Raw genomic sequence first — 17,448 nt, forward strand, 5'->3', positions numbered from 1 at the left:
GCCCTGCGCGTATTATCTCGTATTTTTGCCTGCCGGATCATCCGATAAAGAAATTGCATGAAGAAGATAGCTATCACAGGAATTGGAAGTGTTTCGCCTCTTGGGGGAACGCTTGAAGAAGCCTGGTCGAGATACCAACAACCTGATCATTGTTTTGAAGATCGTCTGGAAAACGGGAAGGTGTTTCCCGTTGCACCAGTAACCGAAAGTGAGGCCCGGATTATAGATTTATTACGGAATTCGGATAGTAAGTACGGCGAGCTCGACGATTCTGTTTTATTCGCATTACAGGCCTCCCGCAGGGCGGTGCAAATGGCCGGATGGAAAAAGGGTGATCATTTTGGTGTTAATGTGGGGTCATCCAGGGGCGCTACGGGGTTATTTGAAAAATATCACGCTACTTATTTAAATGAGGGGTATGCACCCACACTCTCTTCGCCAACGACCACGCTGGGGAATATTGCTTCCTGGGTAGGGCACGACCTGCAGGCAGACGGGCCTGTGATCTCTCATTCTATCACATGCTCAACAGCACTTCACGCTGTGCTCAATGGTTTTGCCTGGTTGCATTCGGGACTCACAGATAAGTTTCTCGCAGGTGGCAGCGAAGCCGGATTAACCCCGTTTACCCTCGCACAAATGAATTCCCTGAAGATCTATGCAAAGGCCGGGGCCGATTATCCTTGCAGGGCTTTAGATCTTGAAAAGAACAGGAATACCATGGTCCTTGGAGAGGGGGCGTCTATGATCTGTATGGAAAGTGACCCTCACACAATACCGTTGGCCTATATTGCCGGGATAGGCTATGCTACAGAACGGTTAAAGCACAACATCTCGATCTCTTCAGATGCAAAATGTTTTCAAAGGTCAATGAAAAAGGCACTGGGCGATCTTTCGCCCTCAGAAGTAGACGCCATTGTTATGCATGCTCCCGGAACCATTAAGGGAGACCTGTCTGAGGTGCGCGCTATCGAGGCTGTTTTCGGGAAGGAGAAGCTACCTGCCATAACCTCCAACAAGTGGAAGATCGGGCATACCTTTGGAGCCTCGGGCACCCTGAGCCTGGAACTTGCGCTTTTGATGCTCGAGAAACAGGAATTTGTAGGCGTTCCCTTTACCGAAAATAACACCGGTCCCAAAAAACTGGAGAGGATCATGGTCAATGCCGTAGGCTTTGGCGGTAATGCGGTGAGTGTTTTATTGGAAACACCTTGAAATTATTTTCAGGAGTAATTTTTTTATAGGCTCACAAGTACGATGATGCCAATATATTTGGCCTGTGTATACGCCTTAGCAATTCCATTTTCTTTATTTTTGCCTCTATATTCAACCAACGATCTGCTGTGAAATTTGAAGGCAGATCCATGATAAGTAATGTCCTTATGAGTGAGATAAGACACAATTGGACCAGGGAAGAGATCCTGGAGATTTACAATAAGCCTCTAATGGACCTGTTGTACGAGGCTGCAACAGTGCACAGAAAATATCACGATCCTAATACCGTTCAGGTATCAACCCTTTTATCTATTAAGACCGGTGGGTGTCCTGAAGACTGCGGGTATTGTCCGCAGGCAGCAAGATACCACACCGACCTGGAAGGTAATGACCTCATGTCTGTGTCACATGTAAAGGCACAAGCTTTGAGAGCGAAGGCTTCGGGTAGTTCCCGTGTATGTATGGGAGCAGCCTGGAGAAATGTAAAGGATGGTCCGGAATTCGACCAGGTGCTTGAAATGGTGAGAACCATTAACAAGCTGGATATGGAAGTTTGTTGTACCCTTGGAATGATCACCGAGACCCAGGCTAAGCGACTTGCTGAAGCCGGACTCTACGCCTACAATCACAACCTCGATACCTCTGAAGAATACTACAAGGAGGTGATCTCTACGCGCGGATATGAAGACCGCCTGGAGACCATCGATAACGTACGTAAGACCAATGTTACCGTTTGTAGTGGTGGTATTATCGGGATGGGTGAATCTGTAGAAGACCGCGCAGGGATGCTCGTTTCATTAGCGAGTTTGAATCCGCAGCCTGAATCAGTGCCGATCAACGCGCTTGTTGCAGTTGAGGGTACGCCTATGGAAGAGCAAAAGCCAGTGCCTATCTGGGAGATGATCCGTATGGTGGCCACCACCCGAATTGTGATCCCTGAAACCCAGGTACGTCTGTCGGCCGGTAGAACCGAAATGAGCAGGGAAGGGCAGGCCATGTGCTTCTTTGCCGGTGCCAACTCTATCTTCGCAGGAGATAAGCTGTTGACCACTCCCAATCCCGATGTGAACGAGGACATGGAAATGTTCGAAATGTTAGGACTGAATCCGCAGAAACCTTTCATTAAAAAGATGCAACCGGAAACTGTGGAAGCTGAAGATTCACAGTACCAGGCCCTGGGTGAAAAACCAAAATGGAGCCGTCCGGGACATACTATCGAGCGTAATGAAGAGGCTAAGATGAAGGCCAAAGAATTGAAAAAGGCGAAGTAGTCACTTCGCCCCGATACCTAAACCCTATTTTCTAACCGAAATGTTTCTGGAAAAGATTCCCGAGATCGAGAATATAAGTAAGGAGGAGTTTTTGAGGTCTTATGTAAGGCCTCAGCTCCCCGTTGTGGTTAAGGGGTTTGCGAAGCATTGGCCGGCTTATGAAAAATGGGATCTGGATTATATAAAGTCTATCGCAGGAGAGCGGGTAGTGCCGCTCTATGACGACAGGCCCGTGTCTCATGAAGATGGTTTTAATGAGGCGCATGCCGAAATGAAGATGGCAGCGTATATAGATCTTCTTAAAAGCAAACCTACCAACTACCGCATCTTTCTTTATAATCTGATGAAGGAGGTGCCGGGATTGCAAAAGGATATTCGTTGGCCTGACCTGGGGTTAAAACTTGTAAAACAGCTTCCGATGCTGTTTTTTGGAGGTGCAGGGAGTAAGGTGTTCATGCATTTTGATATCGACCTATCCAATATCCTTCATTTTCATTTTCACGGTGAGAAGCGATGTGTCCTTTTTCCGCCCGATCAAACCGATTACCTGTATAAGATACCTCATTCGCTGATATCACGGGAAGATATTGATTTCGATGCTCCCGATTACGAGAAGTGGCCTGCCTTAAAGGAGGCTAGAGGTTATGTGGCAGATCTCGAGCATGGTGATATGTTGTATATGCCGGAAGGTTACTGGCATTACATGAAGTATGTTACACCGGGGTTCTCTATGAGTCTGCGGTCATTCCCCGGAAAGCCTGCTAACTTGATGAAGGCGGCTTACAATGTTTTTGTGATGAGGCATTACGACAACCTGATGCGCAGGTGGAAGGGGCAGGAGTGGATCGATGTCAAGAATGAGCGGGCTGTGGTTGAAACGCACAGGAAGTTGGGGATTACCCGATAAGTTCACTGACCTTCTCGTAGACCAGATGAGACTCCCATCCGCGATATAGCAGGTAGTCTGCGAGCTTTTTTCTTCTTTTCAGGGGGTTGACCTCTTTAATTTGTTCAAGGCGTTTTAAGGCTGTTTCATGAAGGGTGTCGAGGTATTCGCCTTCAGGGATCTCTTTCATGGCATCTTGTATATTGAATCGCGAGATCTCCCTAAGTTTTAATTCCCTGATGATCCTGTTTCGACCCCATTTTTTAACCCTGAACTTTCCTCTTGCGTACTCCCTGGCAAACCTGCCTTCATTTAAGTAGTTGTGTTCTATGAGATGGCCTATAATACTATCGATGGCCAAGGGGATCATGTTCATTGCCTTGAGCTTGTTGATCACTTCTTTATGGCAGCGCTCCTGGTAGGCGCAGTAGTTTTCCATTTTCCGGGTGGCTTCTTCGACGGTATAGGAGGGCTTGGTGTTCATGGAGGCAAATGTAAACAATTGCCGGTACTTTAGGTTCGGCGATCGGTAGGGAGTAGCTGTTGAGAATGTAAAGGAGCCGTTTGGTGCGTAAAGGGAATAGGGTAGGGTAGAAACAAAAAAACCACGCCCTGAGACGTGGTTTTTATAGCTATAATAAATTCTGACCGTCTTTATCTTTAAAACGGTATTCTAAATAAGTGTAAGCATCTCTGGGTAGGACTTTAACCCATTTTTTGTGTTCCAAAAACCATTTGGAACGGACGGATGGAAATCCTTTGGTTACGTAGGCTGCAATAAAGGGGTGTGCGTTAAGTACGATCCCATTCTTGTATGCCTTGTTGTTAATAATGCGCTCGAGGTCGGCGGTCATCTTTTGGATCAGAACGATCGGAGCTTCTACTTCTCCTGGTCCGTTCGGATTCTCTTCTCTTGTTTTGATGTTAACCTCCGGTCTAACGCGTTGTCTTGTAATTTGTATGAGGCCAAATTTACTTGGGGGAAGTATTTTGTGTTTGGCCCGGTCATCCTTCATTTCTTCCCGCAGGTGGTCGTATAGTTTTCTGCGGTTTTCTGCAGACGACATATCGATGAAGTCGATCACGATGATTCCACCCATATCCCTGAGGCGCAATTGTCTTGCGACCTCTTTAGCAGCGATCAGGTTTACCTCCAATGCGGTGTCTTCCTGATTTTTCGCTTTGTTCGAACGGTTACCGCTGTTAACGTCGATAACGTGAAGGGCCTCGGTGTGTTCTATCACTAGGTAGGCCCCTTTGCTGGTGGATACTGTGCGTCCGAAAGAAGTTTTGATCTGTCGTTCTATCCCGTATTTCTCGAAGATAGGAACGTTAGATTCATACAATTTTACAATAGATTCTTTTCCCGGTGCAATTTGTTGCACGTAGTCTTTGATCTGAAAGTAAAGCGTTTCGTCGTCTACATAGATGCCGGTGAACTCATCGTTGAACACGTCTCTTAAGATAGAGGCTGCTCTGTTAAGCTCACTAAGTACCTTAGACGGGTGCTTTGCTTTGTAGATCTTCTTGCACATTGCTGTCCATTTGGTCAGCAAATTGTTCAAGTCTTTGTCTAGTTCGGCGACTTTTTTGCCATCGGCTACGGTACGAACGATCACCCCGAATCCTTTCGGTTTGATACTTTGTACGAGCCTTTTTAAACGGTCCTTTTCTTCCTTGCTTTCGATCTTTTGTGATACGGAAACGCGGTCTGAAAACGGAACCAAAACCAGGTAGCGTCCGGCTATAGATAGCTCAGAACTGATCCTGGGCCCTTTTGTCGAGATAGGTTCTTTAACGATTTGAACCAAGATTGACTGGTTGGCTTTTACTGCGTCGTTAATGCTGCCATTCTTGTCAATGTCCTTTTCAAAAGGGAAGCCTTTTAGAGAATAATCTTTTAGTTTACCTGTGCTTACACGTTTAATGAATTTCAGCAAAGACTGGAGCTGAGGCCCCAGATCGTGGTAGTGAAGAAAGGCATCTTTCTCATACCCCACGTTTACGAAAGCGGCGTTAAGGCCGGTAACCGGCTTTCTGACCTTGGCAAGCATGATGTCGCCTACCGAGAAGTCGCTGCTGTCCTGTTCTTTGTGTAATTCAATGAGTTTTCCATCCTTTAATATGGCAAAATCAACGTCAGAGGAACCAGATCTTACGATTAATTCTTTATTCACTCTGAATGAATTTATATCTGTCTGAAATGAACAGACCGATGGATTAAACAATCATTTAAGATCCGGGAGGATCCTAAATCTTCTTGTTGTTCGACAGGTTTAAAATTATAACCCGACAGGATGGGTGCGTTTGCATATGCCATCCTTATTTCAATGAACGATCGGTATACTTTACCTATACCATGAAAAAAGAAAAAGTAGTTAATCTAACTACTTTTTCTTGTGACGGTTAGCTCTTCTTCTTTTCTTACGCTTATGCGTGGCTACCTTATGTCTTTTTCTTTTTTTACCACTTGGCATCGACTAATGAATTTATATTAATACTAATTTATTTTACTTCTACGTTAGACTTAACGCCTTCTACAAAAACTTTCGCAGGCTTGAACGCAGGAATATTGTGTGCTGGGATCTTAATAGTAGTGTTCTTAGAGATGTTTCTTCCTGTCTTCTCAGCTCTTGTCTTAATGATGAAGCTACCAAAACCTCTTAGGTAAACATTATCTCCACTTTCTAGTGAGATCTTCACTTCTTCCATAAATGATTCCACAGTTGCCTGCACATCATTTTTTTCCATTCCAAGCTTCTCCGAAATCTTCGCTACGATGTCTGCTTTTGTCATTTTAGTACTTTTGTTTAGAGTTATAATTTAGGGGTTGCAAATATATAAATTAATTAGTCAATAAATAAAGTGTAATTAATTAAAATTAAACTATCTAAAGCCAATATAGGAAAAATTTTTACTTTGCTCTATGACTTTTCATCAACACTTAACACGCTGGTATACAAGCAATAAGCGCGACCTTCCGTGGCGAAATACGCTAAACCCCTATAAAATATGGCTTTCCGAGATCATGTTGCAACAAACCCGGGTCGATCAGGGAATGCCTTATTATCTCAGATTTGTTGATAAGTTTCCTACCGTTCATCACCTTGCAGCGGCAAAAGAAGATCTTGTCATGAAGATGTGGCAGGGTTTGGGGTACTATTCCAGGGCGCGTAATCTTCATGCAACCGCCAAATACATTAGTAATGAGTGCGATGGGAGGTTTCCTCAGACATATACCGAGCTTAAAAAGCTGAAAGGTATAGGTGATTATACGGCAGCAGCCATTGCTTCGTTTAGTTTCGGGGAGGTGGTGCCCGTTGTAGACGGTAACGTTTACAGGGTGCTGTCCCGGTATTTTGGAGTAGACATGCCCATAAATGCTACGGAGGGGGTTCGCTATTTCAGGGAACTTGCAGCCGGCCTGATCAGTGAAGAAGATCCCGGAACCTATAACCAGGCCATTATGGAGTTCGGCGCCCGGCAGTGTACTCCCAGAAATCCCGATTGCAATGTGTGTCCGTTGAACACTAGTTGTGTTGCCTTGCAAAAAGACCAGATCGGGGAGTTGCCTGTGAAGTTGAAAAAGACCAAGGTGAAGAAAAGGTATTTCAACTACCTGATACCTTATAATAATAAGGATGTGCTAATTACCAAAAGAACGGGTAAGGATATATGGAGAGACCTGTATGAATTCCCATTGGTGGAGACACCACACACAGCAGATTGGGAGGAGGTGAGCCGGCATGCGCTTGTTCGGGATATTCCCGGCGTGTCTTCGGCCGATGTACGACTGTATAATGAAGCGGAGGTGGTTCACAAATTATCTCATCAACATATCTATACGCGTTTCTGGATCGTTGAACTTGAAGGCGACCTGAAGCAGGGGGTGTCAAAAAGTAGCCTTTCAGATTATGCCATGCCCGTTTTGCTGGCTAACTTTGTAAACGAATTTGAATTTTCCAATTAGGTAAATTTTAATACATTTATCGATACTAAGAACAATAACCATACTTAAACATGAGTGGAACACTAAATAAAGTAATGTTGATCGGTCACCTTGGAGATGATGTGAAGATGAATTATTTTGAAGGAGGGAACTGTATTGGCAGATTCCCACTCGCGACCAACGACTCCTACACGAACCGACAGACCGGAGAACGCGTTACCAATACAGAATGGCATAATATAGTCATGAGAAATAAGGCTGCCGAGATCTGTGAAAAGTACCTGAAAAAGGGAGATAAGGTCTATGTTGAAGGCCGTTTGAAGAACCGTCAGTGGCAGGGAGAAGACGGGAACATGCGATATACCACAGAGGTGCATGTAACCGATTTTACCTTTTTGTCTAATAAGACCGAGTCCGGATCTTATTCGCCCGATGCCCAGCGTTCTGCACAGCAGAGCCAGGGAGGTGGGTATACTGCCGGAGGTTCACAGCAACAGCAACCAACACAGCAACCGCAACGTCCTGCAGCGCCACAGCAGCAAGAGGAAGACGACGATCTTCCATTTTAATGTTGTCTAATCAAATTTGAAGCACTTGGACCCTGAGCCCTCGAGTTTACTTACTTTTTTAATGACCGTAGAAACGGCCGTCGTCCTTAAGTTCGCAGTATTGATCCTGCTGCTTATGTGTTCGGCCCTGATATCCGGCGCAGAAGTATCATTCTTTTCATTAAATCCTTCCGATCTCCAAAAAGGAAAGCAGGAGGGAGATGGCAGAGCAGTTGTTGTAAGCAGTTTGCTCGACGATCCGAAACGACTGCTTGCCACGATCCTTGTCGCTAATAACTTTATCAATATCGCTATTGTATTGCTTATTAGCTCTCTGGGCGAATACCTGTTCGGCAACATCAAGGGGGCGCTATTAGGTATTGTTTCCTGGCGCTTTATTACCGAGGTAGTTCTGGCTACCTTTCTTATTTTGCTTTTCGGGGAGATACTTCCTAAGATCTATGCCAGCAGGAATAATGTGAGTTTTTCGCGTTTTATGGCCTATCCGCTGCAATTCCTGAGTAAATTGTTGTCGCCGCTCAATGTGCCGATGCGGGGTATCACGCTTTACCTTCAGGATAAGCTGGGGAAGCAAAAGGCTAATATTTCTGTCGACCAGCTGTCGCATGCACTGGAGCTCACCTCTTCTGAAGATACCACCAAGGAAGAGCAGAAGATACTTCAGGGTATCGTGACCTTTGGTAATACCGATACCCGACAGGTCATGAGGCCCCGTATCGATATCTTCGCCCTGAGCGAAGATATGAAGTTCGAGGAAGTGATCTCTTCTATCATAGAAAATGGATATTCCCGTATCCCGGTATTCAAAGAGCATATGGATCAGGTAACCGGGGTGTTGTATGTAAAAGATCTTCTGCCGTATCTCGATCGTAAGTCCTTTGACTGGAACGCTCTTAAGCGAGAGGCTTATTTTGTGCCGGAGAACAAAAAACTGGATGACCTGCTGAAGGAGTTCCAGGATATGAAGAGTCACCTCGCGATCGTGGTTGACGAATACGGGGGTACCAGCGGTCTGGTTACCCTTGAGGATATTATTGAAGAGATCGTTGGTGACATCAGTGATGAGTTCGACGATGAAGACCTGATCTACTCCAAGCTTGACGATAAGAATTACGTCTTTGAAGGCAAGACTTCGCTTAAGGATTTTTACCGCGTACTGCGTTTAGAAGATCCTGCGGCCTTTGAAGAGAATAAAGGAGAGTCTGAAACCGTGGCCGGATTTGTTCTGGAGATCGCCGGAGGTTTCCCGAAAAAAGGAGAGCGCATACGATTCAGGGAATACACCTTTATAATTGAAGCCCTGGATAACAGGCGTATCAAACAGATAAAAATTACCCTTGATCCATGAATGTTATGATAAAATGTCTGAGTGTATGCTTTGCAATGACCATTGCTGTTGGTATGGTTTCCTGCTCAGATCCGGTAGTGCCTAAGCCTAAGGCGATGTTGCGTCTGGAATATCCTGAGGCGCAATACGAAACGGCAGAACTGCCTTGTTCCTTCGCTTTCGATAAAAATACTTCTGCTAGGCTGGTAGGCGAGAAAGACTGTTCGTTCGTTCTCGATTACGACAAGTTCAATGCCAGTATCTATGTAACCTATAAACCGGTAAAGGGCGACCTGGATAAGTTGCTTCGCGATGCCCAGAAGCTCACCTATGAGCACGTGGTCAAAGCCGATAATATCACCGAGCAGCCCTTTGTCAATGCAGAAGACGGGGTGTATGGCATGTTTTATGAGCTTGAGGGGAATGCGGCTTCTCAGAGCCAGTTTTATCTTACCGACAGTGTTCGGCATTTTATTACCGGGTCTCTTTATTTTAAGGTGAAGCCCAATTATGACTCCGTGATGCCTGCCGCTCACTACCTGGGTAACGACATCCGAAAGGTGATGGAGTCGTTCTATTGGAAGTAGCCGGACCCGAATTTCTTTCATAAAGTTTAAGATACCGGGTATAAAAAAACGCCTCTAAAGTGCAATGCATTTTGGAGGCGTTCTCGCAAAGGGTGTTTTCTGTTTCCGGTCAGGTTATTGCATTAGTAGCTTTTCGGCTGCTTCGATGCTTGAATTAACCTGGTCGCGCATTGCCTTGACTTTGATCTCTTCTTCGTCCAGCCATTGCTTTTTTTCCGGGGTGAGGGCTTTGCCTTTCAGGATCTCCTCAGAGTCAAATCGATCTCCAAATCCTTTCATCCAATCCATCATCGACTTGTGTGCCGCTTGCAGATCGGTCATGGCTTTATGGTATTCAGAGTCTGCTGCCGTAGTATCGGCTATAGGCTTGAGTTGGCCTACCAGGCTGCTTATTTTCGACATTTTTGGCATCACTTCGTCGTGAATGGCCATCACCTGCTCCATTTTTGTAGGTCCCTGGGCCTTGGGCTCCTGCTTGCAGGAGTAGGTGACAAAGAGAGAAAAGCAAAGTAGTAGTGCGAGTAATTTTTTCATCGGTGTGCATTTTAAATGATACCGTAAAATTACGGAAGAAAGATGTAATTGCAGGTATGTGCGGTTGAGGATTCCCATAGCAGTGTCGATCGGTGCATGGGGGACGATGTCGAGTTTCACCTGTCTTTCGGCCCTGCTCGTCGCTCTCCGTATCTAATTATTCCCCGAAGGTGTTTTTTTTCGAAAAAAATATCAGACTTTTGCCACTTAATTTTCAGGATGCATACAGATCAGCGCAAATGGGTATACCTTATCGTGCTTTCCCTGGTATGGGGGAGTTCGTATATTCTAATTAAGAAAGGGTTAGAAGGATTTACGCCGGTTCAGTTGGGGGCGGTGCGTATCGTTTTCTCTTCTGCATTCTTGCTGTTGGTTGGTTGGAGTTCTCTTAAAAAAATTGAACGATCTCACTACAAATGGATCGCGGCATCGGCTTTATGCGGCACCTTTATTCCCGTATTTCTCTTTGCTTATGCAGAGACTGAGATCGATAGCAGTATTGCCTCGGTGCTCAATTCTCTTGTTCCTTTGTTCACCATCCTTATCGGGTTCCTGGCCTTTCGTATGCAAACGCGGTGGGTACAGGTTGCAGGGGTACTTCTGGGGCTGGCAGGGGCTGTGATCCTAATCCTTCAGGGGGCAAAGGTAAACCCCGGACAAAATTACCTTTATGCCTTGTTGGTGGTTCTTGCGGCCCTTATGTATGCGGCCAATGCTAATATTATAAAAGCGAAACTTCAGCATGTTCCTGCCATGGCCATTGCTACCGGGAGTTTTGTGCTTATGGTGATCCCTGCGATCTTCCTTTTGTTCTTTTCAGGAGTGTTCTCACAACAAGTGATCTCGGGAGATCATTTTTGGTCCGGTATAGGGTATGTTGCCCTGCTTTCGGTCGTGGGAACGGGGATCGCGAAGATCATGTTCAACCGGCTCATTCAGATCTCTACCCCGGTGTTTTCTACGTCTGTCACCTATTTGATCCCTGTGGTGGGTATCTTCTGGGGGCTCCTGGACGGGGAGCGTTTTACCCTGATGCAGGTTGCAGGGGCCGCGGTGATCCTTGCGGGTGTCTATCTCGTGAACAGAAAACGGAAATAAAAAAACCCGACCTTGATAAGGCCGGGTTTAAGGTTTCCTCAAAGAGGGTATTGTCTTAGTTGAAATCTGACTCTTCCATAGGTTGGTTTACCAATACTTCCTGGGTTTCCAGGTCTATGGTTTGTGGTCCTATGTTCTGAGACATGCTAAACGGCATCATAACCCCTTCTACAGCTCTGTAATCTCCGAAGGTCTGAATGTTCTTCATGGTATTTGGTCCCATTTTCACGGTGCTTTCCTGTTTTACTTTAAGGCCTGTTTCCTGGTCGTAGTAATACAGTTCGCCTTCGGCGATCTCAAGAACATAGGCGGGCTTCCCGTCTACCATTTCCATACCTTTTAATTCAGGAGCATTTTCCAGCCAGTCGAGCTCCGGAATAATAGCGGCAGATTCAGCCAGTTTTTTGGCCTGTTCGCCCTCGAGCACGTTCTTTTGTCCGCGGGCAACAACAAAAGCTTCAGAGCCGTTGTACACCTGCTTGCTCATCGAATTGCCCTGCATTTTCATGTCGAGCATGAACTTGCCATTACCTTTTTTCATTTCTACCTCCAGGGGCATTCCCTGGATGTTGGCAGTAGAGGTAGCCTGGATCGTTTTGATGGCTTCAATAGCAGATCGTCCGCCAATGGCTTCAATGTAATTATTTAGAACTGTAGCGCCGTCCATGCCTTCAGGAGCGCTCACTTCGTATACCGGTCTTTCGATGGCTGTAGCTTCGCTGTCAAAATATTTAACAGGGATCTTTTTCCCCTGGTAGTTGATGTTTTCGAGTCCGTTTAGTACTTCGCTTCCTTTTCCAACCACTACGATGCGGAATTTTTCGGGCTTCAGGTACTTTTGTGCTACCCTCTGAATGTCTTCTACACTCACCTTGTTAACGTTTTCAAGGTAGGTTTTGTAGAAGTCTTTGTCGAGGTCATTGATCTTTACGTTAAGTGCCAGGTCGGCGATGGTTTCTTCGTCTTCTAAAGACATGATGAAGTTTCCTGAGTATTTGGCTTTGGCTCTCTTAAGCTCTTCTTCACTAACAGGGTTGTTCCTGAAATTGTCGATCACGTCGAGAAATGCAACTACTGCGCTATCGGTTACCTCGTTCCTTACACTTGCGCTGGCCTGGAAGGTCGTAGGGCCGTATTTGCTTGGGGTTGCTCTGGAGTACGCCCCATAGGTATATCCTTTTGCTTCTCTCAATTCCTGGAATAAACGCGCTTCACCACCACCTCCAAGAATGTAGTTGGCCAGGAGGGCAGGGAAGTAGTCTTCATCATTAAGCGTGAAGTTCACCAGATTCTGTACGCGAATATCAGACTGTACTGCATTGGGCATATCTACAAAGTTGATCTGGCGGTACTGCGCATCCTCTGGTTGGGTGTATGACAGATCAAGTGGCGATGATTTTGCCCATTTAGAAAAATGGTTGGTGATCTTTTTCTTGATGTCGCGGTATTCGATGTCTCCCACGGCGATCAGGTAGGCACTACCCGGCGAAAAACTGTTGTTGTAAAAAGATCTGACGTCGGCGAGGGTAACGCGATCTACACTTTCCTCTGTAGCGAACTCTCCCCTCGGGTGTTTTTTACCATAGGCAAGGGCTCTTGATACTCTACCGGCGATGTTGCTCACGTTCTTAGCGTTGTTGGCTATGTTTTCTTTGAGCTTTTTCTTCTCATCTTCCAGCCCCTCTTCTTTGAAATCCGGATTCAATATCGCATCAGAGAATAATTCCAGGATGCGGTCGGTGTACTTTGAGAGTCCGCTGGCAAAAGCTCCTCCTGAATAGACGTTGATACGCGCTCCCATAAAATCTACCTCTTCGTAGAATTCGTCTTTGGGAACGTTTTTAGATCCTTGCCCTAACAGGCTTGAGGTTAAAGAAGCTACCCCGGTCTTATCGCCTTCTGCCATTGGCGGATTGTCGATGTTGAGGTAGAAAGCTACCTTCGGTAATTTTTTGTCTTCTACCACCAGAACGGTTAATCCGTTAGGCAGAGTAAACTCTTTTGGTGAGCCCAGGTTGATCTCCGGTTCTGGGCCTGATTTTGGCATTACAGAACGGTCGATCTGAGCCGAAACGGCAGTGAAACTGCAAATCAGTAATAATGTTATAAGCCTTTTCATAGTAATTTTTTTATTGGTTTTCTTCCGGAAGATATTCGATAACTGCTTTCTTGCCGGGTAAGAGGTATTTGATGGCTACATCCTGGATCTCTTCCCTGGTAATGCTTCGGTAGATGTCGATCTGATCATTGATCAGGTTGGTGTCTCCGTAAAGCATGTAGTAACGGGCAAGGCTGTTTGCGATACCCTGAACACTCGAATTTGAGTTAATGTAGTTGCTCTCAAATTGATTTTGAAGCTTTTTAAAGTCGCGTTCAGAAATGAGCTCGGTTCTCAGCTTTTTCATCTCCTCTTCGATCTCTTCCTCTAAAGTTTCCAGTGAGGTTTCACCCAGTGGCAATGCAAACACCAGGTAAATGCCGTAATCTTCCTGCTCCAGGTTAAAGGCGCTAACCTGCAGGGCTTGTTTTTGGTCGTCTACCAGTTTCTTATACAGTACAGAACTTCTTCCGTTGCTCAGGTAGGTAGAGATCATATTGAGCACATAAGCCTCTCTTGATCCGAATCCCGGAGTGCGGTAAGCGGTAATAAGGGCCGGATTCTGAATGTTACTGTCGTAGTGCTTTGTTCTGATGGTCTGTTCGATCGGAGCTTCTTTAGGGTAGTTTCTAACTACAGGAGCTCCCTTTGGCACAGGGCCAAAATACTCCTTGATCATCTTTTTGGTCTTGTCCATGTCAATATCCCCGGCAACAACCAGAACAGCGTTGTTGGGAACGTAATACTTTTTAAAGTACGCCTGGAACTCTTCCAGCGATGCTGCGTCAAGGTCTTTCATGTACCCGATGTTCGGATCTTTATAAGGGTGGTTCTCGAAAAGCGCCTCGCAAACAGCATTAAGCAACTGACCATAAGGGGCATTGTCTACCCGCAATCTGCGTTCTTCTTTTACCACCTCGTTCTGGGTGTCTACGCCTTCTTGCTTGATTATGGGGTGAAGCATTCGTTCGGACTCCATCCACAGCCCCAGTTCGAGGTTGTTCGATGGGAATACTTCGTAGTAGTAGGTGCGGTCGTTACTCGTATTGGCGTTGTTGTTACCGCCATGAGAGCTAACGATCTCGAACCATTTACCTTTTTCGATATTCTCTGTACCTTCAAAAAGAAGGTGTTCGAAGAAGTGTGCGAACCCGGTTCTGCCTTCTTCGCGGTCTTTACCACCAACGTGATACATGACCGAGGTGGTAACTACAGGAGCTGAATTGTCCTGGTGAAGAATAACGTGCAGCCCGTTGTCGAGGTCGTATTCTTCGAAATCGACCTGTTGAGCTAAAGCGGTGTATCCCGAAAAGAGGCAGGCTAGCACCAAAGTGATCTTTTTCATAGTTTACATGTTTTGGTTTTATTTTAGGAAATACACCCTTGATAACCAGGTGTTTTTCCTGTGAAGTGTTTCAGATTCCGAAGATATAGGAAATTTCCCTCAGTTCAAAAGTGCGCAGGTTAATTTTAGTGCAATTTTAACCTGCTCAAAATTGATTTTTTGTAAATTCGAAAGAATCATTAAAAAATATAATACATTGAATCCGAATAAAATACACATAAGGTATGGCGTTGTGATCGCTATCATTCTGATCGCATATTTCCTGGTAGTTCGCTTATTTGGCCTTCACGAAAACCCTTGGTTACGATTGCTCAACGGAGTCATCATGGCTTACGGTATCTATATGGTCATTCGCTTTAGAAAAGTTTTAGAAGGTGAGAACTTCGAATATTACAACGGCTTCAAGACCGGGATCTATACCGGGTTTCTCGCTACGCTCATTTTCGTGGCGTTCCTGGCCGTTTACATGTTCCACATAGATCCGACCTTTGCCGAGCGCATTTTAGATAATTGGATGGATGACTACAATCAGGGGCCGGGAATTCTCTTATTCGTGCTCGTGGTCGAGGGGTTTGCATCTACAGTAGTTCTTACTCTGGCGTTTATGCAGAAATTCAAGCCCAGCTGGAACCTGAAAAAAACGCCTAAAAAGGCATAATACATTTGCGTTTTAGTGAATTAGCAGTATATTTGCACCCGCCTTAAAATGAGATTGAGGCGTTTTAAGTTGTAAATTAATTTATTAATCCATACGTATATGTACGCAATTGTAGAGATAGCAGGGCAGCAATTTAAAGTTGCGAAAGACCAGAAGGTTTACGTGCATCGTTTGCCATCGGCAGAAGGAGATAAGGTTACTTTTGATAATGTTCTTCTTCTTGATGATAACGGTAATGTAACCATTGGCGCCCCGGCTATAGACGGAGCCGCAGTAGAGGCGAAAGTCGTTAAGCACCTTAAAGGTGACAAAGTGATCGTTTTCAAAAAGAAAAGACGTAAAGGTTACCGTGTTAAGAACGGTCACAGACAGGCCCTTACTGAGATCGTGATCGAAGGGATCACTGCCAGCGGAGCTAAGAAAGCTGCTCCAAAGAAAGAAACTAAAAAGGCAGATGCACCAAAAGCTGAAGCAGGAAATGACCTTAGCGGTCTTACCGTAGCTGAGCTTAGAGAAATGGCTAAGGCAAAAGAGATCAGCGGATATTCTTCAATGAAGAAAGCTGAGCTTATCGCTGCATTGAGCTAATTGTTTAATTTGATAACGAAATAAAACTCTAATACAATGGCACACAAAAAAGGAGTTGGTAGTTCTAAGAACGGTAGAGAGTCAGAATCGAAACGCCTCGGGGTGAAGATCTTCGGAGGTCAGGCTGCTATCGCCGGAAATATCATCGTAAGACAGCGTGGTACTTCTCACAATCCAGGTGAGAACGTATACATGGGTAAAGATCATACCCTGCATGCTAAAGTTGATGGAATTGTAAAATTCCAGAAGAAAAAAGACAACAAATCTTACGTTTCTATCGAGCCTTTCCAGGCATAATGAAACAAAAGATACTTTTTAGAGAAGCCCTTCAGGAAACTGAGGGGTTTTTTTGTGTCCCTTTTGTGGTGGCGCCCTGTCTTCCTTCGGGTTTTGGGTTGTTGTTAGTTTTTGTGGTTGTTGCTGTGATTTGTTGAAATCCGGGTTGGTACTCGCTGTCAGGTCTTTTGAGTTCGGCCTGTGAAGGTGTATTCTTATGAACTTAGTGGCTTGTCACTTTTGTTTTATGTAATCCCGAGTGTATGGTAGTGGTTGAAGGTGTGATGTGTATTCTATCGACTTTTAGGTGCAGTAGCCTAATTTTGAGGGAATTAGAATCGCTGGCTGGATATTTTTTCTATATTTAGTTTTCGCAACTAAAACTATCATTATGAAAAAAACTATCATTTGTATCGCATTGGCCAGTTCGGTCATGTTTACCAGTTGTCTCGGTTCTTTCTCGGCCTTTAATGGATTAAAAGACTGGAATATGGAGCTCACCGAGAATAAATTTGTAAATAACCTGGTGTTCTGGGGGTTGGTGATCGTTCCTGTATATGAGATCTTTCTTGTAGGTGACGCACTTATCTTTAACACCATCGAATTCTGGTCGGGGAATAACCCGGTAGCCATGAAAAAAGGTGAGAAAGAAGTTCAACTTGTAGAGCGCGATGGAAACACCTATCAGATGACAGCTACGCAAAATCGCATGCAGATCGAAGTGATCGATGGTCCTAAGGCCGGCGAAAAAGTAGACCTGGTATACCGTCCGCATGAAAAGAGTTGGAATGCCATCAAGCCCGATGGAGAGGTGATCCCATTGAGTTCCTTTAAGGAAGGATATTATATCGTACACACTCCTGAAGGCGATATCAAGATCGATGCTGAGGCCACCCGTCAGGAAGGACTTGCTAAGATCCAGGCCTTCAAGCAGGATTACGTAGCCAAGTCTATGCTCGCAGAGGCAGAGTGATCAGGCTCTTAATATATCAATTAAAACCCCGCCCGGAACGGCGGGGTTTTTAGTTGGTTGCCCTACAGTTTAAG

The 17,448-nt window shown here is 45.2% G+C and carries 18 protein-coding genes; 12 read left to right on the forward strand and 6 right to left on the reverse strand.

What is annotated here, in order from left to right:
• The first annotated feature begins 57 nt into the window (after positions 1–57).
• From IS446_RS04085 to IS446_RS04095, 3 genes are all read left to right on the forward strand, one after another.
• Positions 58–1,215 carry a beta-ketoacyl synthase N-terminal-like domain-containing protein gene (locus tag IS446_RS04085; RefSeq protein ID WP_203058716.1) on the forward strand — a complete coding sequence of 386 codons (1,158 nt, stop codon included), beginning with the start codon at positions 58–60 and terminating at the stop codon, positions 1,213–1,215.
• A gap of 167 nt (positions 1,216–1,382) precedes the next feature.
• Positions 1,383–2,486 (forward strand): biotin synthase BioB, encoded by a 1,104-nt coding sequence (gene bioB, locus IS446_RS04090; RefSeq protein WP_203058717.1) that lies wholly within the window; start codon positions 1,383–1,385, stop codon positions 2,484–2,486.
• Between the two features lie 40 nt (positions 2,487–2,526).
• A complete protein-coding gene (locus IS446_RS04095) occupies positions 2,527–3,393 on the forward strand; it encodes a cupin-like domain-containing protein (RefSeq protein WP_203058718.1) in 867 nt (288 codons plus the stop codon).
• Here the strand turns inward: IS446_RS04095 and IS446_RS04100 are convergent.
• The 3 genes from IS446_RS04100 to IS446_RS04110 form a co-directional block, all read right to left on the reverse strand.
• Complete coding sequence (locus tag IS446_RS04100; RefSeq protein WP_203058719.1) at positions 3,383–3,856, reverse strand: regulatory protein RecX; 474 nt, start codon at positions 3,854–3,856, stop codon at positions 3,383–3,385. The two genes, IS446_RS04095 and IS446_RS04100, sit on opposite strands and share 11 nt — an antisense overlap.
• Positions 3,857–4,004: 148 nt before the next feature.
• Positions 4,005–5,549, reverse strand: coding sequence for an Rne/Rng family ribonuclease (locus tag IS446_RS04105; RefSeq protein WP_203058720.1), 1,545 nt, complete (start codon positions 5,547–5,549; stop codon positions 4,005–4,007).
• 328 nt (positions 5,550–5,877) lie between these two features.
• The gene (locus tag IS446_RS04110; RefSeq protein WP_203058721.1) at positions 5,878–6,168 is read right to left on the reverse strand and encodes an HU family DNA-binding protein; all 291 of its coding nucleotides are present in this window, start codon (positions 6,166–6,168) and stop codon (positions 5,878–5,880) included.
• A gap of 130 nt (positions 6,169–6,298) precedes the next feature.
• Here IS446_RS04110 and mutY point away from each other — a divergent pair, with 130 nt between their 5' ends.
• From mutY to gldD, 4 genes are read left to right on the forward strand one after another with little or no spacing between them, the layout of a single operon-like run.
• Positions 6,299–7,342: an A/G-specific adenine glycosylase gene (gene mutY / locus IS446_RS04115; protein ID WP_203058722.1), complete on the forward strand. Its 1,044-nt coding sequence runs from the start codon at positions 6,299–6,301 to the stop codon at positions 7,340–7,342.
• A gap of 50 nt (positions 7,343–7,392) precedes the next feature.
• On the forward strand, positions 7,393–7,890 hold the full coding sequence (locus IS446_RS04120; RefSeq protein ID WP_203058723.1) for a single-stranded DNA-binding protein: 498 nt from the start codon (positions 7,393–7,395) through the stop codon (positions 7,888–7,890).
• 25 nt (positions 7,891–7,915) lie between these two features.
• A complete protein-coding gene (locus tag IS446_RS04125) occupies positions 7,916–9,238 on the forward strand; it encodes a gliding motility-associated protein GldE (RefSeq protein WP_203058843.1) in 1,323 nt (440 codons plus the stop codon).
• Between the two features lie 5 nt (positions 9,239–9,243).
• Complete coding sequence (gene gldD / locus IS446_RS04130) at positions 9,244–9,804, forward strand: gliding motility lipoprotein GldD (RefSeq protein WP_203058844.1); 561 nt, start codon at positions 9,244–9,246, stop codon at positions 9,802–9,804.
• 114 nt (positions 9,805–9,918) lie between these two features.
• Here gldD and IS446_RS04135 read toward each other — a convergent pair whose 3' ends face one another.
• Positions 9,919–10,338, reverse strand: coding sequence for a hypothetical protein (locus tag IS446_RS04135; protein WP_203058724.1), 420 nt, complete (start codon positions 10,336–10,338; stop codon positions 9,919–9,921).
• 219 nt (positions 10,339–10,557) lie between these two features.
• Between IS446_RS04135 and IS446_RS04140 the strand changes: the two genes are divergently transcribed.
• On the forward strand, positions 10,558–11,436 hold the full coding sequence (locus tag IS446_RS04140) for a DMT family transporter (protein ID WP_203058725.1): 879 nt from the start codon (positions 10,558–10,560) through the stop codon (positions 11,434–11,436).
• A 55-nt stretch (positions 11,437–11,491) separates the two neighbouring features.
• Here IS446_RS04140 and IS446_RS04145 read toward each other — a convergent pair whose 3' ends face one another.
• Together IS446_RS04145 and IS446_RS04150 are read right to left on the reverse strand one after the other, a co-directional pair.
• Positions 11,492–13,555, reverse strand: a complete 2,064-nt coding sequence (locus tag IS446_RS04145) for an insulinase family protein (protein WP_203058726.1) — start codon at positions 13,553–13,555, stop codon at positions 11,492–11,494.
• A gap of 10 nt (positions 13,556–13,565) precedes the next feature.
• Positions 13,566–14,879, reverse strand: coding sequence for a M16 family metallopeptidase (locus IS446_RS04150; protein ID WP_203058727.1), 1,314 nt, complete (start codon positions 14,877–14,879; stop codon positions 13,566–13,568).
• 196 nt (positions 14,880–15,075) lie between these two features.
• Here IS446_RS04150 and IS446_RS04155 point away from each other — a divergent pair, with 196 nt between their 5' ends.
• The 4 genes from IS446_RS04155 to IS446_RS04170 all read left to right on the forward strand — a co-directional run bounded on the left by IS446_RS04155 (position 15,076) and on the right by IS446_RS04170 (position 17,374).
• A complete protein-coding gene (locus tag IS446_RS04155) occupies positions 15,076–15,537 on the forward strand; it encodes a DUF4199 domain-containing protein (protein ID WP_203058728.1) in 462 nt (153 codons plus the stop codon).
• Positions 15,538–15,636: 99 nt separating this feature from the next.
• Positions 15,637–16,125 (forward strand): 50S ribosomal protein L21, encoded by a 489-nt coding sequence (rplU, locus tag IS446_RS04160; RefSeq protein WP_203058729.1) that lies wholly within the window; start codon positions 15,637–15,639, stop codon positions 16,123–16,125.
• 36 nt (positions 16,126–16,161) lie between these two features.
• The gene (gene rpmA / locus IS446_RS04165) at positions 16,162–16,422 is read left to right on the forward strand and encodes a 50S ribosomal protein L27 (RefSeq protein ID WP_203058730.1); all 261 of its coding nucleotides are present in this window, start codon (positions 16,162–16,164) and stop codon (positions 16,420–16,422) included.
• 370 nt (positions 16,423–16,792) lie between these two features.
• A complete protein-coding gene (locus IS446_RS04170; protein WP_203058731.1) occupies positions 16,793–17,374 on the forward strand; it encodes a DUF3332 domain-containing protein in 582 nt (193 codons plus the stop codon).
• Positions 17,375–17,448 lie beyond the last annotated feature (74 nt).

Source organism: Robertkochia sediminum, from assembly GCF_016786255.1.
GTDB classification, from domain to species: domain Bacteria; phylum Bacteroidota; class Bacteroidia; order Flavobacteriales; family Flavobacteriaceae; genus Robertkochia; species Robertkochia sediminum.